Below are 18,300 nucleotides of genomic sequence, written 5' to 3' on the forward strand. Positions count from 1 at the left end.
CGTGGTGGGGGGTGTTGGCAGGGGGGCGTGGGGCTCTGCCTGGGCTGTCGTTGGCTTTGTGTCGTGTTGGGGGAGGCCGGTGGTGCCGTCTCTGCGGGTGACGGCGTCCCAGCCGGGGCCGGCGGGCGGCTGCTGCGGGGGTTCCTCGCTGGTGCCCGCCCAGCTCAGGACGGCGCCGCACGCGTCGCAGAAGGACTGGCCCGGTTCCGCGACCGTGCCGCACTCCGTGCAGTTCGGGTTGGTCGTCATCGCTGCGGGGTCCTTTCGGCGGACGCGGTCACCTGGACCGTGTAGGGCATGTGAGCGGGGCGGGCGGCGGCCACGAGGTGTTCCAGGCGGACCTCGTCGGCCGGGGTGGGGGACGGGAGCGTGAGGTGGACGTGGAGACCGGGGCGGGGAGCGCCGGGGAAGGCCCCCAGCGGGCGGGCGCTCCAGTCGGCGCCGCCGCTCTCCGTGATCTCCGGTGCCACGCCGAAGGCCAGCCGGACCGTCTCGGACAGGCCCCAGCGGGTGCCCCGGATGCGGTGCAGGTAGGCGGCCGCGGCCACGGCCGCACGGAGCAGGGGCGCCGATTCCGTGCCGTCGGTCTCGGCGCCGACCCAGGTGCCGAGCCACTCCGCGAAGTCCAGCGGGGCCAGCGCCGGGTCGAAGTAACTGGGCAGGCAGTCCAGGACGTTCGGGATCGGGGCGATCACGTCGTCCAGGCCGGCGACGAAGCGCAGCGCCAGGTCGTCGTCGGCGAAGACCGCGGGGAGCATCGCGCCGATCGGGACGGAGGAGCCGAGGCCGTCGATGGACCCTCTCAACGGACGCCTCCGGCCGCGTTCTTGCCGGTCATTCGCCGATCACCCTCACCCGGTGGTCGTAGGAGAAGACCAGGGACGGGGCGTCCAGGTCAATGCGGTCGGTCGGGTCGCCGCGCTTGCCGGTGAGCGGGTCGGCGGGGTGCAGGACGACCTCGTCGACGAGTTCGATGCCGGGGACGCGCTGCAGCACCGCGAAGATCTCACCGGACTGCACCGGGCGCCCGAACGGCCAGCCCTTGCCATCCGCGCCGCCGGTCAGCGGGTCCAGGTGGCGGTAGAGGGCGTCGTGGGCCTGGCGGCGGACCCGGTCGACGTCCACGCCCCGGAAGGCGTGCACGGTGGCGACGACCGTGACGCCCTGGTAGAAGGGCGGGCCGACCGCGAGCCGGGTGCCGATCAGCCGGCGTTCGTCCAGGTAGCGGGTGATGCGGTCCAGCAGCGCGTCACCGGGCACGAGTTGCTCGAAGCGGAGCCGGCCGCCCGGGTCGGAGACCGCCTGGGGCACCACCAGGACCCGTACCGCGTACGAGCCGTGCTCGCTCTCCTCGCCCTCCAGGCAGGTGATCCGGGCCGTCTCGGGCGCGGCGCGGCGGGCCAGTTCCTCGTAGTCGCGCAGGGTCACCGCCCGCTCCTGGGCGCGCAGCGTGATCGGCGCGCGGACCTTCGCCTCGGCGACCGTCTCGCCGTCCACTCCGCCGCGCGCGGCCTCGCGGTTGACGACCTCCGCGACGTACGGGATGGAGGAGCGCAGGATCTGTACGGCGCCCCGGGCCACGTTGCCCTCCCGGCCGCCGCCGGTGCGGTAGCGGCGGGCCCGGATGACCGCGCCCTTCGGGGCCACCGCGCCGTACTGGCGCAGCGAGCCGTCGGGTTCGCGGACCGCGGGGCCGAAGGCGACCTCGCCGGTCGTCGCGTCGAGGGTGATGTGCCGGTCGTCCGGTCCCGAGGCCGCGAAGTGCGGGACGACCTGCCAGTCCACCCAGCCGCCCTCGCCGTCGTGCTCGGCGGTCTGCAGGAGGAGCGGCGGGCTGTCCCCGACGACGGGGGCGTGGGCGAGCCGGAGGCGCTGGCCGGGCAGGCCCGTGGACTCGCCGAGCGCCTCGTCCTCGACGGTCTCCGCGTGCACGGCGGCCGTGGTGCCGCCCACGGTGCAGGCCTCGACGAACCGGACCGTCGGTGAGGTGGTGTAGAACGGCTGGTCGGAGTGGGGTTCGGTGACCCGGCAGCGCAGCCAGCTGGCCTCCAGGCCGCCGTTGCGGGACAGGACGTGGCCGCCGGGGACGTGCAGGACGACCTCGCCGGGGCGGTTCAGGCCGCCGGTGCCGTCCCGGTCGACCTCGCACTCCTTCCAGCCGTCCTCCGTCCACGCCTCCCACACCAGCGGGGGCTGCCGCGGGTCCACGCCGACGCCGTCGACCCGGCTGTCCAGGTCCAGGGCGACCGCGCAGTGCGGGACGGCGGCGGACAGGCCGAGCAGCATGCAGTCACCGGGGTTCGGCGACTCGTTGAAGCACAGCAGGTCCTTGCCCTCGGCGAGTTCGTGGGTAAGGTCGACGACCGCCGAGCCCTCCTGCTGGCGCAGCAGATGCCGCAACTCGCTGGGCACGATGGTCAGTTCGCGCTCGGTCGCGAAGACCACCGCCTCCTGCGTCTCGGTACGGCGGGTCGCCACCTCGGTGCCGACCGGCACCAGAACCGCCTCCTCCTGGGCGGCCGACAGCCACAGCGTCACGTCCGTGCGGGCGGCGGAGGGCGGGAACAGCGTGATGCCGACCAGGTCCAGGAAGGCGAGGTGGTTCTTCTCGGGGACCCGGTTGAGGCGGTACACGATCTGGTCGGCCATGTGCGCGACCGTCTCCACCAGCGTGATGCCGGGGTCGGAGACGTTGTGGTCGGTCCACTCCGGGGCGCGCTGCTGGATATAGCGCTTGGCGTCGTCGACGAACTGCTGGAAGCGGCGGTCGTCGAGGTTCGGGGAGGGCAGGGCCATCGGGATCAGCGGTCGCTTTCGGAGGAGTCCGGGGAGGCGGGCAGGTCCGGCTCGTCGTGGGAGGGGATGACGTAGAAGGGGAAGACCAGGCTGCGCGGGTTGTTGGTGCCGCGGATCGAGTAGCGGACGTCGATCATCAGCACGCTGGGGTCGGCGCCGGTGGTGACCTCGACGTCCTCGACCTCGATGCGCGGCTCCCAGCGGTCGAGGCTGACGTGCACCTCGTGCTGGATGCGGCCGGCGGTCTGCTCGTTGACGGGGGCGAAGACGAGGTCGTGGATGGCGCAGCCGAACTCCGGCCGCATCGGGCGTTCGCCCGGGGCCGTGGAGAGGATGAGCCGGATGGCCTCCTCCACCTCCTTCTCGCCGCTGACCAGCGCGATGCCGCCGGTGGGCCCGATCCGCAACGGGAACGACCAGCCGGAGCCGACGAACTGCTCTGCCATCAGCCCCGCACCCGCCCCTCCGGGAAGACCCGCCGGCCGCTCGTGCCGCGATCACCGTGCCCGCTCCTGCCGGGAGCACCGTCCCCGCTCATGCCGGGATCACCATCACCGTCAGGCCGCCCATCATCAGGTTGCCCAGGACCGGCACCTCGGGGGCCTGGATCCCCACCGTGGTGAAGGAGCTGATGGCGACGGCCGCGTTGCCGCGCAGCGACAGGGCCGCGTTCGCCATCACGTTCACGGCGGCGGCGTTCACGGAGACCGCGCCCGCCGGGGACTTGATGTCGACGAGTTCCCCGCTCTGCAGGGACAGCGGCCCCCCGCTCCTGATGCTGAGCGCGCCCGCCGCCTTCAGGGACAGGTTGGCGCCCGCCTCGACCGACACCGACCTGCTGCCCTTGATGGAGACGCTGCCCTTGCTGTCCACGGTGATCTCGGTCTTCTGCCGGTCCAGGAAGACGGTGAGCTTGTCGTCGCCGCTGGCCAGCCGCACGCCCTGTTTGCGGCCCCGCTGGTCGAGCAGGTCCATGCGGTTGCCGACCCGGTCGGAGACGGTGTGCCGGGTGGCCCGGCCGCGCATGCCGTCGTGCAGCGGCACGTCCTTGACCCGGGTCGGCTTGTCCTTGCCGTTGTAGAGGCCGCCGATGACGTACGCGTGGTCGAGGGCGCCCCGGTCGAAGGCGACCAGCACCTCGTCGCCGACGTCCATCGGGAAGACCCCGCCGCCGCGCACCCCGCCCCACTGCATGGTCCGGGTCCAGTCGCTGACGTAGGTGTCGTCGAGCCACGGGAACTTGAGCTTCACCCTGCCCTGCTGGAGCGGGTCCTGCACGTCGGTGACGAGGGCCTGGGCCACGCTGAGCTGCCGGTCGCCGCCGGCGTCCCCGCCACCGCCGGAGGCGACGCCGTAGAGCGAGCGCCACTGGCGGCCGCTGACGGTGATCCAGGTCTCGTAGTGCTTGGCGTCGCCGAAGACGTGCCGTACCGAGGTGACCGTGTACTTCCCCTCGAAGGGGTCCCCGACGTCGGCGAGCGCCACCGGCACCCCCGGCCGCAGCTTCGGGTTGCCCCGCACGACCACCTCGACCTCGGCGAACGTCGACGTGACGTCGTCGGAGAGGGCGTCGGCCGCGTACTTCACCTCGGTCTGCTTGTCGTACGGCGTACGCGTCTCGACCAGCTTCGACGTCTTGAACTCGCCCGCGGCCGCGCCCGGCGTGGTGCCGATGCTGTAGCCGGTGTTGGAGGCGGGGGTCGCGGTCGCCGTGAGCGTCTTCTTCGTCCGTACGTCCCAGCCGCGCGACTCGACCTTGTTCACCTGGTCGGAGGCGGTGACCGCGGTGCGCAGCCGCAGGATGTCGTGCCGGGCCTCCAGCACGAACGGGCTCTTGTCGCCGTCGGTCTGCGGCGAGGGCGCCCCGGAGGCGCTCTTCTGCTTCACGAACTGGAACTTGCCGTCGGCGTCCACCGACATGACCATCTCGTTCTCGTCGGCGAGCCGGGCCAGGAAGTCCCAGTCGGTGACGTTCGACTGGCTGATGAACTCGTAGACGGTCTTGGTGGCCTGGATCCGCCCGATCGGCACGCCGTCCTGGGCGGCCAGCTTGCGGGCGATGTCGGAGGCGGTCTGGTTCCGGTAGGCGACGACGCGGCGCTGCCGCATCAGCCGGAACCCGTAGTCGTAGCCCCGGACCACCGCGTAGCTGCCGGTGCCGTCGTACTCGGCCTCCATCGCCGTGACCTCGCCGGTGAGCAGCGGGTCGCCGGTGCCCTGCCCGTCGGAGACCGGCGTGATCACCACCGGGGTGCCGAACTGCACGCCCAGCTTGCCCAGCAGCTTGCGGGCCGGGTCGCGGAAGGTCAGCTGGAAGGCGGCCGGCACCCCGACGCCCTGGTCGACGTGGGCGTCGACCAGGTACCGCCCGTACTCCGAGGTCGCGGTCAGCTCCTTGCCGCCGATGACGACCTTGATGACGTTCGAGAAGGCATGCTTCACCATCAGGACCGCACCTCCTCGGCGGCCGGCAGCACCAGTTCCGTCCCCGTGGGCAGCCACCCCGGGTCGTCGATGTCGTTCGCCTCCGCGATCGCCCGCCAGGCGCCCGCGTTGCCGTACTCCCGCCAGGCCAGCGACTGCAGCGAGTCCCCGGCGACGACCCGGTGCACGCGCTGCGCGGTGAGCGCGCCGGACGTCGGGTTCTGTCCGGCGGTCTTGCTCGGGATCTCGTGCAGCTGGAGCCGGCAGCTGGCCCGGATCGGCATCCCGCTCGTCCCGAAGAGGGAGTAGGAGACGTCGGCGGAGGCGACGTACGCGGTGAAGTTCGCCGTCGAGAACGAACCCCACTGGAAGACCACCCAGGGCGGCGACGGCTGCTTGGCGGCGATGCTCTTGCTGGTGACCTCGCAGCAGGCCAGCAGCGACTCCACCTTCTTCATCACGTCGTTGCTGTCCGGGTCGTCGGACCGGTCCAGGAAGATCTCCACGCTCATCTCGCGCGGGTGGGTGCCGAGGAACTCCGGCAGCGCGCCGTCCCGTTCGATCGGCGCCGCCGACGACTTCCAGTCCGCCCGGCGGGCGATCGACAGCTGCGCCGGGTTGAACTCGAACCCGAACGTCTTGATGATGCCGCCCGGACTGGTGCTGGTGCCCACGGGCGGCTCGTGAATCGCGAGGGTGGCCCGCACGAGGCTCTTGCCGGCGCCCCGGCTGCTCCTGGCCATGATCTGGTCTGCCTCTCAGTCCGTGAATCCGTGGTGGGCGATCTCCAGGACCTCCGTGGCCACGGACGGGCTGCCCGCGTCCAGGGAGGGCCCCTGCCAGCTCACCGGCAGCACGTCGAGCAGCCCCCACCGGGCCACCTCCGAGCCGTCCGCGCGCAGCGCCGTGATCTGCCCGGTGGGCCGCTCGATCCCCGTCTGCACGGACGAGATCCACTTCGCGACCTTCGTGGTGTCCGGGGTGAGCGGGCGGGTCAGCCGGATGTGGGAGAAGGTGACCCGGGTCGGCAGCTGCCACACGAACCCGTTGTTCCCGCCCTCCTGCCGCTGCTCGATCTCCACCTGTGACGACAGCCCCTCGCACCCGTTGAAGTAACCGAGGTCCTCACCGTCGATGGAGAGGCTGAACCAGACTGTGGTTCCCGGGTCCTGGCGATCCATCGGCAGGCCTTTCTGTGGGTGGTGCGCGGTCGTCGTGATCAGGGGCGGTCAGGGGCCGGTCAGAGCTGTCAGGGGCTTCAGGGGCGGAAGTCGCGGAGTTTCCCGACCCGTTCGCGGTCGCGGCGGAGTTCGGTGCGGACGTGCCGGGTGATCCGGTCGATGATCCGGTGCACGAGGGCGTCCACCTGGAACTCGGTGAGGGCCCGCGGATCGAATCCGCCGGCCTCGACGGCCGTGTAGCCGGGCGGTGGATCGTCGGCGGCCGAGGCCGAGGCGGAGTACCCGGGCGGCGGCGGGTCGTCGGGGGGCGGGGGCTGCCGGGACGTCTGGGTCCGGGGAGCCACGGCACGGGTGCTGGTGCTGTGGGTGGCCGGCTCCTTCTTCAGGGAGCCCGTGGAGTGGTGGCCGCCGACGGGCCCGGTCGTGAGAGCGTCCCGCTGGACGGTGACGCGGCCGAGGGGGGCGACGGGGAGGGGGGCGGTCGCGGAGATCGGGGCGGTCGGGCGCAGCGGTACGGGCTGGACCGACGTGAGGGTGGGGGCGGCCGGCTTGACCGGCGGGGCGGCAGGCAGGGCAGCGTGCGGAGTCGCGGCCCGCTGCACGAAGAGCGGCACGGCGGCCGGGGTGGTGGTCCCGGGATACGGCGACCGCACCTGACGCTGCACGGCCGGGCGGCTGCTTCCGGGGCCGGGAGGGACGGGGGCGGTGGTGTGCTGGACGAAGGGAGGCCAGGGGGAAGGCGGTGCGGCCGGCGCAGCAGGGGCCGCCGGGGCGGTGCCGGGAAGAGACGGGGGCGGCGGCGTCGCGGGACCGGCGGCGGCCGGCGGGAGCGACTGAGCCGGCCGGGGTCCCTCGGCCGTCGTCGTGGGCAGGCCCGGTACCGCAGCGCGCTGTACCGGGCGGGGCGCTCCGGGCACCGGCGGGGAGAAGGCGGCCGGCCGGTCACCCGACGGAGGGCTCGACGTGCCGGCCACCGGACCGCTCGACGGACCGCTCGGCGCACCAGCCACCGGACCGCTCGACGGACCGCTCGGCGAACCAGCCACCGGACCGCTCGACGCCGCGCTCGGCGAACCAGCCACCGGACCGCTCGCCGGACCGCTCGGCGCCGGTTTCCGCTGCACGGACGGCACGGCCGCCCGGCGGCCTGTGGTCCTCGCGGCAGCCGCACCACTGGCGACGGGGCCCGCAACAGGGGCGCCGAGGCCGAGACGGGGCGCGCGGGAGGTGGACGTACCGGCGCGCGGTACGGAGGCGGAAGCGGGAGCCGGCTCCGTCGCGGGCGCCGGGCCGCCGGACGACGGGGCGGGTCCCGGCTCGCGCGGGCTCGGCGGGATCTGGGCGTCCGGCACGGCGGCGGAGGAGGGCTGCGGACCCTCCGTCGTCCGCCGCTGTACCGACACCTCACGGACACCGCTCCCGGCGGCGGGCGACAGCGGGGCGCCGAGGCCGGGGCGAGGGGCGTCCGGAGTCGTCGCGGCGCGCTGCGCGGAGCCCGCCGCGGAGGCGGGCGGGGCCGCCGACGTTGTCGTCGTGGAGGTGCCGGACGCGGCGTCGCGGCCGGACTCGCCCGGTGGCAGCGGCGCGCCGGCCGGTGAGCTTCGCGCCGGACGGGGCGTTTCCGGTACGGCGTCGGTTGCGCCCGCGCTCTTGCTCGTCGCTCGCTGCACGGACGTCCCGCGGCCACCGCTCGCGGCCGCGTGTGTCGAGGATTGCGCGCGCTGCGGGGCGGCCGAGGCGCGGGGGGCGGGGGGCGTGGCTCCGGCGCTGGGCGGGGCGGCCGTGGCGGATTCGGTGCCGGTGGCGCCGACGGCCGCCGTACCGGTCAGGGGCGTCGGTGCCGCGCCGGCCCCCGTACGACCGCTGTCCGGCGACGGAGGTGTGGCCCGGGCGGCCGGGTCCGTGACGGTGCCGCGCTGGACCGAGGTCGCCTCGGGACTGCCCAGCGACCGCTCCGGGAGCGGGGCAGGCGTGCCGGGCACGGTCGGCGGGACCGGGGTGCGGCCGCCGCTCACCGCCTGCCGTTGCACAGGGGTCCGCGCCCCGGCGCCGGACCTGCCGGAAGGCCCGCCGTTGCCGGTGGGCGCTGCCGGTGTCGAGGGGGGCGCGGCAGCCGTAGCGGGGACAGCGGGGGGTGTCGGTGCGGGCGGCACGGGGGCGGTACGAGCCGTGGCCCCGGGCGGCACGGGTGCCGGGGCCGTACCGCCGCCACCGCCGCCACCGCCGGAGGACGCCCCGGTCTGACGCGGGCCGGGGGCCGTCGTGCCCGGCCGGGCGGTCACCGGTCCGGCACCGGACGCGGACCGCTGGACGACGGCAGGGGCCGGCGCCCGTCCGGGGGCGGCGGCGCGCGGGGCGTCGCCGGAGGGGGAACGGCCGTCACCGCGCGGACGCGGCCAGCCCCCGGTCACCCGCACCGGATCCCCGCCGCCGCCCTCGACCGCCCGCTGTACCGCCGCCGTCTCGCCGCCCGCTCGGTCGCCCTCGCCGGACGCGGGGGCCGCGCTTTCGGCGGCCGTCACCCGCGGTGCCGACGGCAACGTACGCCGCTGGACAGCCGTCACCGACGTGCTCGCCGGTGCCGTGGTCAGCGCGCTGCGGCGCGGCGGGACGGGAGGTGCGGGCGCGACCCGCGGACCGGTGGCCGGAGCTGGTGCGACCGGAGCCGGCTGCGGCGCCCACGCCACCGGCACCGCGCTCGAAGCGGCGGGGGAAGCGGAGGCCGGGGCGGCGGCAGCCGACGTCGCCGACCGCTGGACAGCAGGCACGGCCCGCCGCCCGGCCCCGGGCGCGGTGGGCGCGGATCCCTCGTCCTGGACGGTCGACGGGGCCGCCGGGCCAGGCGCGCCGTTCCCGTTCCGTACGGCTTGCGGTGTCACCCCGGTTCGCTGCTCGGCCGCACCACCACCGCGCCCACCCGCCGACGGCAACCGCTGTACCGCCGGCGCCACCGATCCGGCCGATGCCAAAGGTCCGGAGAGCCCAGAAGATCCGGAGCGGCCGGCCGAACCAGCCGAACCGACAGACCCGGCGGACCCCGTGGTTCCGGCGGCCCCCGCGGGCTCCCGGAGCGCGGCCCGCCGCGGGTCCGTCGTGGCCGGCCGCGCGGTTCCCCGCGCCCCCGACGGAGCGCTTCCGCCCCCGACCGCCCGCAACGGCACCACCGGAACCGAGGCCCGTCGGCCGGCCGTCGGACCCACCTGGCCCGCCTGCCCGGTCGCTGCCGTCGGACCGGCCAACGGCAGTGTCTGCACCGGACGTTCGAGGCCGGACACGGCCCCGGCGCCGGACGTTCCCGGGCGGCCGCCGCCGGCCAGGCGGGCGCTGGACTCGCCGTCCAGGACGGCGTGCGAGCGCGTAACCATGAACGACGGGTTCTGCCAGGTCGGCAACCGGCCGCCGAACCCGGCGTCCGCGACCGGCCCGCCCGCACCCAGCGCACGCTGGATCGGCGGCAGCCCGGACCAGGCAGCCGCCACGACGCGACGAGGCGGCGCCGCAGGAGCCTCAGGCCCGTTCCCGAAGCCTCCCGCCTCCTCGGCCCCGGACGACCCGCGTCCGCGCCCCCGTACCCGATCCCACAGCCCCACCCGTCAGCCCTCCGCTCCTGCGGAGGCCGCCGCCCTGGTCACCAGAGACGCGATCTCCGCCGTGTAACGGCGGCGGTCGGCGTGCTCCAGGTCCAGGATGTCCTCCAGGTTCCAGTGGAAGTGGTAGGCGACGTACGCGATCTCCTCGTGCAGCCGGTCGGTCGCGTACGTCACGATTCCCCCAGGCGGCTCCCGCCGAGTTCCACCTCGAAGGGCTCGGAGCAGTGCGGGCAGTTGACCGCGGCCCGGGTGTGCCCCTCGGCGTTGATCTGGCGGTAGAAGTCCTGCAGGAACGCCAGGTCGGAGGCGAACATGTTCTCCACGATCCCGTCGTGGACGAGCGGGAGCGTGCCGAGGCGGGTGATGACCCGGCCCAGCAGCACCACCGACAGGAACGCGGGGTTCTCCTGGACGCGGACGTCCCGCAGCGGGACCAGTTCGTCGCGCGCCGTGGACAGGCGCATCACGCCGTCGCGGTGGACGGTGCCCTGCTCGTCGACGTACCCGCGCGGGAGCTGGAACGGGAACTCCGTGCGCAGCACCTCGACGGGCGCCTCCGGTTGCTGGGGGGCCTGGGGCGCCGCCGCCTCCGGTGCGAGCGGCGCCCCCACACCCCCGGCCCTGACAGCCGAACGCCTCATTACTCGATGACCAGTTCTTCGAACGTGATGGTCACCGTCTCGGTCAGCGCGGACGCCTCGCCCGCCTTCACCGTGCTGGTGTCGATCTTGCTGCACCAGGCGTTGCGCAGGTTGTAGCGCTTCACCGGGTTGTTCTCGAAGTCCATCATGATGATGGAGGCGTTCTTGCGGGCCGTGGTCATCTGGCCGTTGATCGACTCGTTGATCCACTGGGTGAACGACGAGGACTGGGTCATACCGCGGACGACCGTGCAGGTGCCGTTCTTCTTCACGCCCGGCAGGTTGCGGACGTGGTTCTTCCCGTCCGGCGTGTTCTGCTGGTAGGTGATGACGTCCTGCTCCATCGTCATGCCGCTGACCTCGGCGAGGTACTCGACCATCACGCCGTCGATCTGCAGGCCGAAATTGTGCGATGTGAGGGCGTCACCCGGCTGGAGACTCATGTGTTACTGCCCGTTCTTCTCAAGGTGCCGTGACATCAGGGGGATGGGGGACCGCGGGGTCCGCTACTCCTGCAGCTCGCCGCTGCCGCTGCTGAACTGGGCCAGCCGGAAGATCACGAACTCGGCCGGCTTGACCGGGGCGATGCCGATCTCGCAGATCACGCGGCCGACGTCGACCGACTCCGGCGGGTTGGTCTCCTCGTCGCACTTGACGTAGTACGCCTCCTCGGGCCGCTGCCCGAACAGGGCGCCGCTGCGCCACTCGTTGACCAGGAACGCGGAGATGTTGCGCCGGATGCGGGCCCAGAGGTTGTGGTCGTTGGGCTCGAAGACCACCCACTGGGTGCCGATCAGGATCGACTCCTCCAGGTAGTTGAAGTACCGGCGGATGTTCAGGTAGCGCCAGGCCGGGTCGGAGGAGAGGGTGCGCGCGCCCCAGATGCGGATGCCCCGGCCGGGGAAGGCGCGGATGCAGTTCACGCCGATGGGGTTCAGGAGGTCCTGCTCGCCGCGGGTGATCTGGAGCTCCAGGTCGACCGCGCCGCGGATGACCTCGTTCGCCGGGGCCTTGTGGACGCCGCGCTCGGCGTCGTTGCGGGCCCAGACGCCGGCCACCTGGCCGGACGGCGGGATCAGCCGGGACTGCCCGGAGGACGGGTCGAAGGTCTTGATCCAGGGGTAGTACAGAGCCGCGTACTTGGAGTCGTAGCCGGCCGTCTCCTGGCGCCAGACCCGGATCTGGCGGGCGTTGAGGCCCGGCGGCGGGTCGATGACGGCGACCCGGTCGCCCATCAGCTCGCAGTGCGCGATCAGGCCGAGCTGGACGGCCTTGACGGCCTCCAGGTCGATCGCGCCGCGCTGGTAGGCGGCCATCAGGTCGGGCACGGCCACCATGGACACCTCGTCGACGGCCTCCAGGCCGCCGAAACCGGTGCGGTCCGCCGAGTCGCCGAGGTACTCGGCGGGGCCGGGGTGGGAGCCGGCGCCCGCGACGGGGGACGCGGACGCCGGCGTCTGGGCCGGGGCCACGAGGGCCACCGTCTGGTTGTCCGGCCGGGCCAGCTGCGCGGCGGGCGCGGCCTCGGTCACGGTGATGAGCTTGGAGCGCTCCTTGACCTGGGTGACCACGTAGTTGCGGCCGCCCTTCTTCGCGGTCACGTCGAAGGTCTCGGCGGTCTTGCCGCCGTCCTTGACGAGGAGCCGGAAGCGTTCGGCGGGGCCCTCGCCCTCCGGGTCGGCGACCTCGACGCTCAGGTCGCCGGAGGCGATGGCGCTGACGGTGAAGGTGCCGAGCTGCTTGGCCTCGCCGGGTGGCAGGGCGGCCGGGGCGGCCGCACTCCCGACGGCGGCGGGCGCGCCCGCGGTGCCCTCGGCGTCCTCCCGGCTGCCGCCGACACGGACCACGTAGGCCGCCGTGCCGCCGTTGTTGAAGAAGCCGTAGACGGAGTGCGCGAGGTAGTACCCGTCGGTGAACTCTCCGAAGGACGCGACGTACTGCGTCCAGTTGGTCACCAGCGTCGGCTCGTTCAGCGGACCGGTCGGGGCCAGGCCCACGAAGGCCGCCACCGACGTGCCCACCCCCTCGATGGGGCGCGAGCCGCTGGCCACCTCCTCGACGTAGACGCCGGGCGACAGGTAGGACGGCATGCTCTGCTCTCCTCGGGGTACGAGACAGGAACGCTTCCCACCCTCACGCGCGAAGCGCGTCGGCCGAAACGGCCACCGGTGCCCGGACCAGGGCACATCTGTTGCCCCCAAGGGCAACCCCTGGGGGCAGCCGGCCGCCGCAGGTCACCGGCCAGGGACCCGGAGCATCTCAACTCCGGTTCGTTCACCGGCCCGTTCAGTGAACACACCCTTGCGGACCCTTCCCGTTCACGCGTTACCCTGCACGGCCAGACGGGACGCGTCCCGTCACGGGCGCCCGCACGCGCCACCAGGACGACGCGGACGGGACCCCGGGTCCCGCCGGGACGGGAGTGCGCGGGATGCGGCGGACAGGGAAGCCGGCGCCGGGCGACGGCGGGCCGGGCGCAGCCGTGGTGAAGCGCACCGGCCAGGGCAGGGACGACGGCCCCGCCGGCCGGCAGCCGTCGACGCCGGGCACGCTGGGCGGGCTCCCCCCGGCCGCCCTCGGGATGCGGGACCTGCAGAGCACCGCGGGGAACGCCGCCCTGGCCGGCCTGCTCGACGGCGGCAGGCCGCCCGCCCCGACCCGCACTCCGCCTCCCGTCCCCGCCGCGGCCCGGCAGCAGGCACCGCTCACGCTTCCCCCGTACCTGACGGCGATGACCTCGGCGGGCCTGTCCACCGCCTCCGGGCTGACCGGCCACGCCTTCGTCACCGCCGAGGTGACCCGGGTCACCGGGCAGGACGGCGCCGACGTGGAGGCGATAGGGCAGGAGCTGGCGGGGCGGCCGGAGACCTTCTACGGCGCCGGGCGGGCCTTCGCCGTACGCGGGGCGAACGGGGCGTCGTACGACGTCACGGTCTCCATCGCGCCGCAGGACACGGAGGACGCGGCCGCGCTGTCGTTCGCGGACAGCGCCCGGGGCGAGGACGCCGACACCAAGGTCGACCACCTGCACAACTCGGCGGGCACGGTGGCCGCCGACACGGTCCGCGCCCGCCAGTGGGGCGCCGGCGCCTCCGGTACCGTCCTGGTCCCGACGCCCACGCCCGGTGTCCTGGGCGGCGCGCAGCTCGCCGCCGGAGCCGCCCTGACCTCCACCCACGACACCCACTCCACGCGCACCGTGTCCGAGCCCCGGACCTTCCGCAGCGGCGGCGGCACGGTCACCGCGCGGCGCCGGGTGTGCTTCGTCGTACGGATCAGACAGCACGGCGCGCGCGGCCGGCACCTCGCGAGCGGCGACGGCAGCCTCGTCATGCGCGTCCCGCACGAGCACCTGGTGCCGCACGGCACCGTACGGCCGGTCCCCGGAGCGGAGCTGAGCGAGGAGCAGGCCACCTCCGTACGGCAGGCCGTGTCGATGGCGGCGATGGCCGTGGAGGACCCCGGCGGCCCGCACGGCGGCGGAGGCGGCCTGTTCGACACGGTCGCCTCCGTGCTCGCGCCCTGGGTGACCGCGCCCGGCACGCCCGGCCGGGCCAAGCTGTTCGCGGCCACCTCCGGCACGACCGTGCTGCAGGACCTGCCCCGGCTCCTCGCGGGCTGGGTACCCAGCGAGGACCTGCTCTCCGCGGACGGCAGCGCCGCCAGTGCGTACCGGATGCGCGCCGACGTCGTGTCCCTGACCCCGGGCTGGGGCGCGGGGCAGACCCAGCTGCGCACCCACCAGCAGAGCGCGCACGGTGCGGGCCGTACCGGCGCGAAGGGCAGCAGCGGTATGGCCGGGGCCGGTCCCGCGGTCGCCTTCGGCCCCCCTGGCGCACCGGTCGTCCGGTTCCAGGGCATGGGCTCCGTAGCCCTGAAGAGCGCCCGGTTCTCGTCGTCCGACCAGACCGTGGCCACCCGGAAGGGCGCCGAGATCCGCGGCGACAAGGTGCTCTACCTCGGCCGGGTCCGGCTGACCGTACAGGGCCTGGGGCCCGCGTCCCCCGCACAGCGGCTGCACCCGGCACAGCGCACGGCCGAGCACACCCTGGACAGCTGGGTCACCCTGAGCGCCCAGGAGGCCCAGCACATCGGGCTGCCGCTGCCCAAGGGCGTGCAGGCCGGCCCGCTGCACCGCAGGCCCACCGAGACCGCGCCCGACGGAACCGAGCACGAGAGCGAACGCCACCTGCCGTTCGGCGCCGCCGGCAACAGCGTCTCCCTCACCCACCTGGACGTGCGCCCCCTCGTCGAGGCGCTGGAGGGGCTGTTCGCGTCGCGGCCGGAACTGGCGGGCTACCTGCCGGACTTCGCCACCGGCGACCGGCCGCGGGGGAGCATCCCGGACCGGGACAAGTCCGAGGCGCGCATGCGCAACTACCGCGAGCTGGTCACCGTGCTCTCGGAGACCAACCTGCGGGCGAAGAAGAACCAGCTCCTGGGCGCCGGCATCCCGGTGCGGCTGCGCAGAAAGTCCACCCTGCACTCCCACGACGTGCAGATACGGGTACGCGGGCGGGTCGGCGCGCTCACCTACCTCGGCGACACCGACAACTGGCTGGTGCGCAGCAGTTCGGGCGTCGCCTCCGGCGGGCAGACCGGCCGCGCCACCGCCCGCAGGGCCGGCGTGCAGGGCAGCGGGAACGCCACGCTGCTACCGGGGGCGCTGTCCGTCGGCGTCACCGCCAACGCCGCCGTGGAGAGCGCGCGCCGCGTCCAGGGCGGTCCCGCGGTCCGGGGCGACTCGCTCAACAGCGGTGATGTGAGGACGAGCACGTTCGGCACCCGGCTGATGCTCGACGCCAAGGTCACCATGACCACCCGGGAGCGCACCCTGAAACGCTCCCTCACCCCCGGCGCCCCGGGCCGCGAGCAGCCCGAGGCCCGGACCGTCGCCTCGCTGGGCGACCTCGACGCCGACGTGCCGCAGCACTTCGACGGGAGCGCGGAGGGGCAGGACGTGGAGCTGAGCACGCCGGCCGCGCTCACCGTGGGCGCCGACGAGCACCGCAGGACGGCAGGGCGGCGGTCCCGGGCCGCCAGGTTCCACCTCGCCTCCCGGGCCACCGGCATCCACGACATGCTCACCCGGGCACCCGGCCTGGACACCGGCCGGCAGGTACGCGACTGGGAGTTCGTGGAGACCGTCGGCGACGGCGGGCAACTGCGGCAACTGGCGTTCCAGCTGCTCGCCCTGGCCGCGCGCAAGGGCGACCGGGACCGGCCGGGGGACACCGCGTACCAGGCGGAGGGCCTCGCCCCACGCCTCGCGCTGGAGGAGCGGCTCGGCCCGGAGTCCGTCACCGCGGCCCTGCGGCAGGCCACCCGCACCGGCTGGGTGGTCGGAGACCTGCGCCACGCCCGGCGCGCGGCCGCGCTGAACGGTGCCGTCGGCACCCGGCTGGCCCTCACCGACCCGCGGGTCCTGCGCCGCAGGCCGGAGCAGGACGGGGTGGGCGGGGCCGGCGTCGAGAACATGGTGCTGGGCGGCCATCAGGCGTCGGGGCAGCACGCGTCGACGAAGAGCAGGGCGGTGACCTTCAACGGCACCGGGTCGGAGCGCGGCGCGGGCTGGACGCTGGCCCAGAGCGTGTCACCCGCCTTCGGGCAGGCGACGACCACGACCGACACGTCGACGACCGGCGGCACGATCGAACGCAACTCCGTCCATCCGCGCTCCAGGCCGCTCTACCTCGTCCAGTGCGACCTGTCCGCATGGATGGTGGCCGAGGTCGCGGTGAACGGCCGCGGCCCGTACGCGATGTCGCAGCGGCTGACGGTGCCGGGCGCCGTCGGACTCTGGCTCACCGAGCCGCAGTTGCGCAGGGCGGGCCTGCGCACGCCGGAGGAACGGGCCCGGGAGCAGGAGCGGGCGCTGGCGGAGACCGCGGCCGCGTGGGGGCCCGCCCCGAGGGACGGGAAGGCCGCGAAGGACCCGAAGGGCAAGCTCCCCGAGCGGGCGGCGGAGGGGTCCGGCAGCCGGGAACCGCGGGCCGCTCCACCCGCACCGCCGCGGGACGTGTCCGGCGTACCGGCGCTCCCCGCGCACCTCCCGCTGGGGGCCGGTCTGGTCGACGGCATGCCCGACTTCGTGCCACTGCTCGGACGGCTGCGCGCTGCGGTGCGGGACCGGGCGCTGGCGGACGACCTCCTGCCGGCCCGGGTGCTGGACGACCGGTTCGAGAACGTGCAGCGGCTGCTGCGGGTGCTGGACCAGGACGGCGCGGTGGGCCTGCTCGCCGGGGCCATGGACGGCGGCGTTCCCGTCGAGCTGCTGCGCAACAGTTCCGTCCCCGGCCGCCGGGCCACCTCGTACTGGGCCGTCTTCCACATCCGCCGCACCGGGCCCGGCACGGTGGCCGGGCCGTCCGGCAACGACCGGGAGATGGAGTTCGCGACCGTCGCGTACTCACAGCGTGCGACCAGCAGCCAGGAGAGCCTCACCAGCGGTGTCGACGCCTCGCTGACCGGTGCGGGCAAGCCGCACGACGACGTCGTCGGCAGCGCGGGCGCCGTCGCGGGCCCCGGCGCGGGGAAGACCGCGTCGAGCCGGCGGACCGCGGCCATCCGGACCCAGACCGGCCTGCGCACCATCGTGGACACCGAGGCCGGCTCGGTGAACGTGACGGTCCCCTTCCAGGCGGAACTCGAACTGCGTTCGGCCGACGGCCGGTTGGCGTCCGTGACCCTCGACGGGTCCTTCCTCCACCGCGTGCTGGACAACGACCTGAAGGCCGTCGCCCGCGCCCGGCCGGAGCGCCGTGCGGAACCCGCCAGGGGCAGCACCGCCCCGGTACGCGACGCCGCTCCGGCCGCCCTGGCCGCATGGCGCGCCGACGGCGCAGAACTGCCCCTGGAGGCGCAGGTCAACGGCTTCCGGGGCGCCCCGCAGGTACGGGAACTGATCGGCCGGGCCATGGCGCAGGCGCAGGCGGGCAGCGGCTTGCGGAAGGCAGGTGACGCGGCGCACTACGCCCAGCGGGAGGCGGTGTCCACCGAGTGGCTCACGGCGGCGCTGCCGCTGCTGGTGTCGGCCGGTGCGCAGCTGCCGCCGGTGCACGTGTCCGGCGCCGAGGGCCAGGACATCGCCTGTTCCCTGCACGCGCGCCTGCGCGACGGGGAGATCCTCGGCAAGGGCGACAAGATGACGTTCGAGACGGTCGCACAGAGCGGTACCGAGGGGCGTCCGGCGGCCGGCGAGACACAGCACGCCGCCCACCACGGCCGTTCCGCGCGGTTCATGGGCGGCGAGGGCCCGGTCCGCGCCGACTACTCGGGCATGAACAACGTCCCCGGCACGTACGGCCGCGACGGCGGTCCCACCGACGCCGCGGGCAACGCATCCGGCACGGTGCCGCTGCAGAAGCCGAAGGCCGCTTCACTGCTGGTGCAGTTCACTCTGCAGGTCAGGGCCGTGGCCCAGGTGCGGCACCGGCACACCGGGGCGCTGCGCGATCCGGCACGGGCGGTCGGCGTACAGGACCACACCCTCACGTACCCGGTGGTGATCCGGATGCCCGAACCGGCGGTACGGCACATGGCGGCCGCCGCGCATGGCGGCCACGCGCCGGCCGACCCGCACCGCGTGCTGGCGGCGGCGGACGGGGAGTCCTGAGGACGCTGCCCCCGAGACTGCCCGAACGCCCCTTGCGCACCCGGCCACGGTGC

General features: G+C 74.5%; 13 protein-coding genes and 1 pseudogene. 2 read left to right on the top strand and 12 right to left on the bottom strand.

The window, feature by feature from the left end:
* The 8 genes and pseudogenes from ACZ63F_RS27250 to ACZ63F_RS27285 all read right to left on the bottom strand — a co-directional run.
* A pseudogene (locus ACZ63F_RS27250) lies at positions 1–249 on the bottom strand (zinc ribbon domain-containing protein); the annotation flags it as partial.
* Positions 246–806: a phage tail protein gene (locus tag ACZ63F_RS27255; protein WP_469714464.1), complete on the bottom strand. Its 561-nt coding sequence runs from the start codon at positions 804–806 to the stop codon at positions 246–248. The pseudogene ACZ63F_RS27250 and the gene ACZ63F_RS27255, both read right to left, overlap by 4 nt.
* Before the next feature lie 28 nt (positions 807–834).
* The gene (locus tag ACZ63F_RS27260; protein ID WP_469714466.1) at positions 835–2,796 is read right to left on the bottom strand and encodes a putative baseplate assembly protein; all 1,962 of its coding nucleotides are present in this window, start codon (positions 2,794–2,796) and stop codon (positions 835–837) included.
* A gap of 5 nt (positions 2,797–2,801) precedes the next feature.
* Complete coding sequence (locus tag ACZ63F_RS27265; RefSeq protein ID WP_352356709.1) at positions 2,802–3,242, bottom strand: GPW/gp25 family protein; 441 nt, start codon at positions 3,240–3,242, stop codon at positions 2,802–2,804.
* An 88-nt stretch (positions 3,243–3,330) separates the two neighbouring features.
* The gene (locus ACZ63F_RS27270; protein WP_469714468.1) at positions 3,331–5,241 is read right to left on the bottom strand and encodes a VgrG-related protein; all 1,911 of its coding nucleotides are present in this window, start codon (positions 5,239–5,241) and stop codon (positions 3,331–3,333) included.
* On the bottom strand, positions 5,241–5,963 hold the full coding sequence (locus ACZ63F_RS27275) for a CIS tube protein (RefSeq protein ID WP_469714471.1): 723 nt from the start codon (positions 5,961–5,963) through the stop codon (positions 5,241–5,243). Before ACZ63F_RS27275 ends, ACZ63F_RS27270 begins: the two co-directional genes overlap by 1 nt.
* Before the next feature lie 15 nt (positions 5,964–5,978).
* On the bottom strand, positions 5,979–6,401 hold the full coding sequence (locus ACZ63F_RS27280; protein ID WP_181806069.1) for a phage tail protein: 423 nt from the start codon (positions 6,399–6,401) through the stop codon (positions 5,979–5,981).
* A gap of 77 nt (positions 6,402–6,478) precedes the next feature.
* Positions 6,479–7,066, bottom strand: a complete 588-nt coding sequence (locus ACZ63F_RS27285; protein ID WP_469714475.1) for a hypothetical protein — start codon at positions 7,064–7,066, stop codon at positions 6,479–6,481.
* A 298-nt stretch (positions 7,067–7,364) separates the two neighbouring features.
* Here ACZ63F_RS27285 and ACZ63F_RS27290 point away from each other — a divergent pair, with 298 nt between their 5' ends.
* Positions 7,365–8,645, top strand: coding sequence for a hypothetical protein (locus ACZ63F_RS27290; protein ID WP_469714477.1), 1,281 nt, complete (start codon positions 7,365–7,367; stop codon positions 8,643–8,645).
* 1,349 nt (positions 8,646–9,994) lie between these two features.
* Here ACZ63F_RS27290 and ACZ63F_RS27295 read toward each other — a convergent pair.
* From ACZ63F_RS27295 to ACZ63F_RS27310, 4 genes are all read right to left on the bottom strand, one after another.
* Entirely contained in the window at positions 9,995–10,165 is a 171-nt protein-coding gene (locus ACZ63F_RS27295; RefSeq protein ID WP_089100305.1) for a DUF6760 family protein, read from the bottom strand.
* The gene (locus ACZ63F_RS27300) at positions 10,162–10,632 is read right to left on the bottom strand and encodes a hypothetical protein (RefSeq protein ID WP_469714480.1); all 471 of its coding nucleotides are present in this window, start codon (positions 10,630–10,632) and stop codon (positions 10,162–10,164) included. The genes ACZ63F_RS27295 and ACZ63F_RS27300 overlap by 4 nt, the downstream gene beginning before the upstream one ends.
* Positions 10,632–11,075, bottom strand: coding sequence for a phage tail protein (locus ACZ63F_RS27305; RefSeq protein WP_093500609.1), 444 nt, complete (start codon positions 11,073–11,075; stop codon positions 10,632–10,634). Before ACZ63F_RS27305 ends, ACZ63F_RS27300 begins: the two co-directional genes overlap by 1 nt.
* Before the next feature lie 63 nt (positions 11,076–11,138).
* On the bottom strand, positions 11,139–12,722 hold the full coding sequence (locus ACZ63F_RS27310) for a phage tail sheath family protein (protein WP_469714484.1): 1,584 nt from the start codon (positions 12,720–12,722) through the stop codon (positions 11,139–11,141).
* Positions 12,723–13,063: 341 nt separating this feature from the next.
* On the opposite strand from ACZ63F_RS27310, the gene ACZ63F_RS27315 reads away from it, so the two are divergent.
* Positions 13,064–18,247 carry a hypothetical protein gene (locus ACZ63F_RS27315; RefSeq protein ID WP_469714487.1) on the top strand — a complete coding sequence of 1,728 codons (5,184 nt, stop codon included), beginning with the start codon at positions 13,064–13,066 and terminating at the stop codon, positions 18,245–18,247.
* Positions 18,248–18,300 lie beyond the last annotated feature (53 nt).

The organism is Streptomyces sp. NPDC104761 (genome assembly GCF_055583445.1).

Coding starts and splice junctions, on each gene's coding strand:
- ACZ63F_RS27315 (WP_469714487.1), top strand. CDS start 13,064: ATGCGGCGGACAGGGAAGCCGGCGCCGGGCGACGGCGGGCCGGGCGCA.
- ACZ63F_RS27265 (WP_352356709.1), bottom strand. CDS start 3,242: ATGGCAGAGCAGTTCGTCGGCTCCGGCTGGTCGTTCCCGTTGCGGATC.
- ACZ63F_RS27305 (WP_093500609.1), bottom strand. CDS start 11,075: ATGAGTCTCCAGCCGGGTGACGCCCTCACATCGCACAATTTCGGCCTG.
- ACZ63F_RS27280 (WP_181806069.1), bottom strand. CDS start 6,401: ATGGATCGCCAGGACCCGGGAACCACAGTCTGGTTCAGCCTCTCCATC.
- ACZ63F_RS27310 (WP_469714484.1), bottom strand. CDS start 12,722: ATGCCGTCCTACCTGTCGCCCGGCGTCTACGTCGAGGAGGTGGCCAGC.
- ACZ63F_RS27270 (WP_469714468.1), bottom strand. CDS start 5,241: ATGGTGAAGCATGCCTTCTCGAACGTCATCAAGGTCGTCATCGGCGGC.
- ACZ63F_RS27300 (WP_469714480.1), bottom strand. CDS start 10,632: ATGAGGCGTTCGGCTGTCAGGGCCGGGGGTGTGGGGGCGCCGCTCGCA.
- ACZ63F_RS27275 (WP_469714471.1), bottom strand. CDS start 5,963: ATGGCCAGGAGCAGCCGGGGCGCCGGCAAGAGCCTCGTGCGGGCCACC.
- ACZ63F_RS27260 (WP_469714466.1), bottom strand. CDS start 2,796: ATGGCCCTGCCCTCCCCGAACCTCGACGACCGCCGCTTCCAGCAGTTC.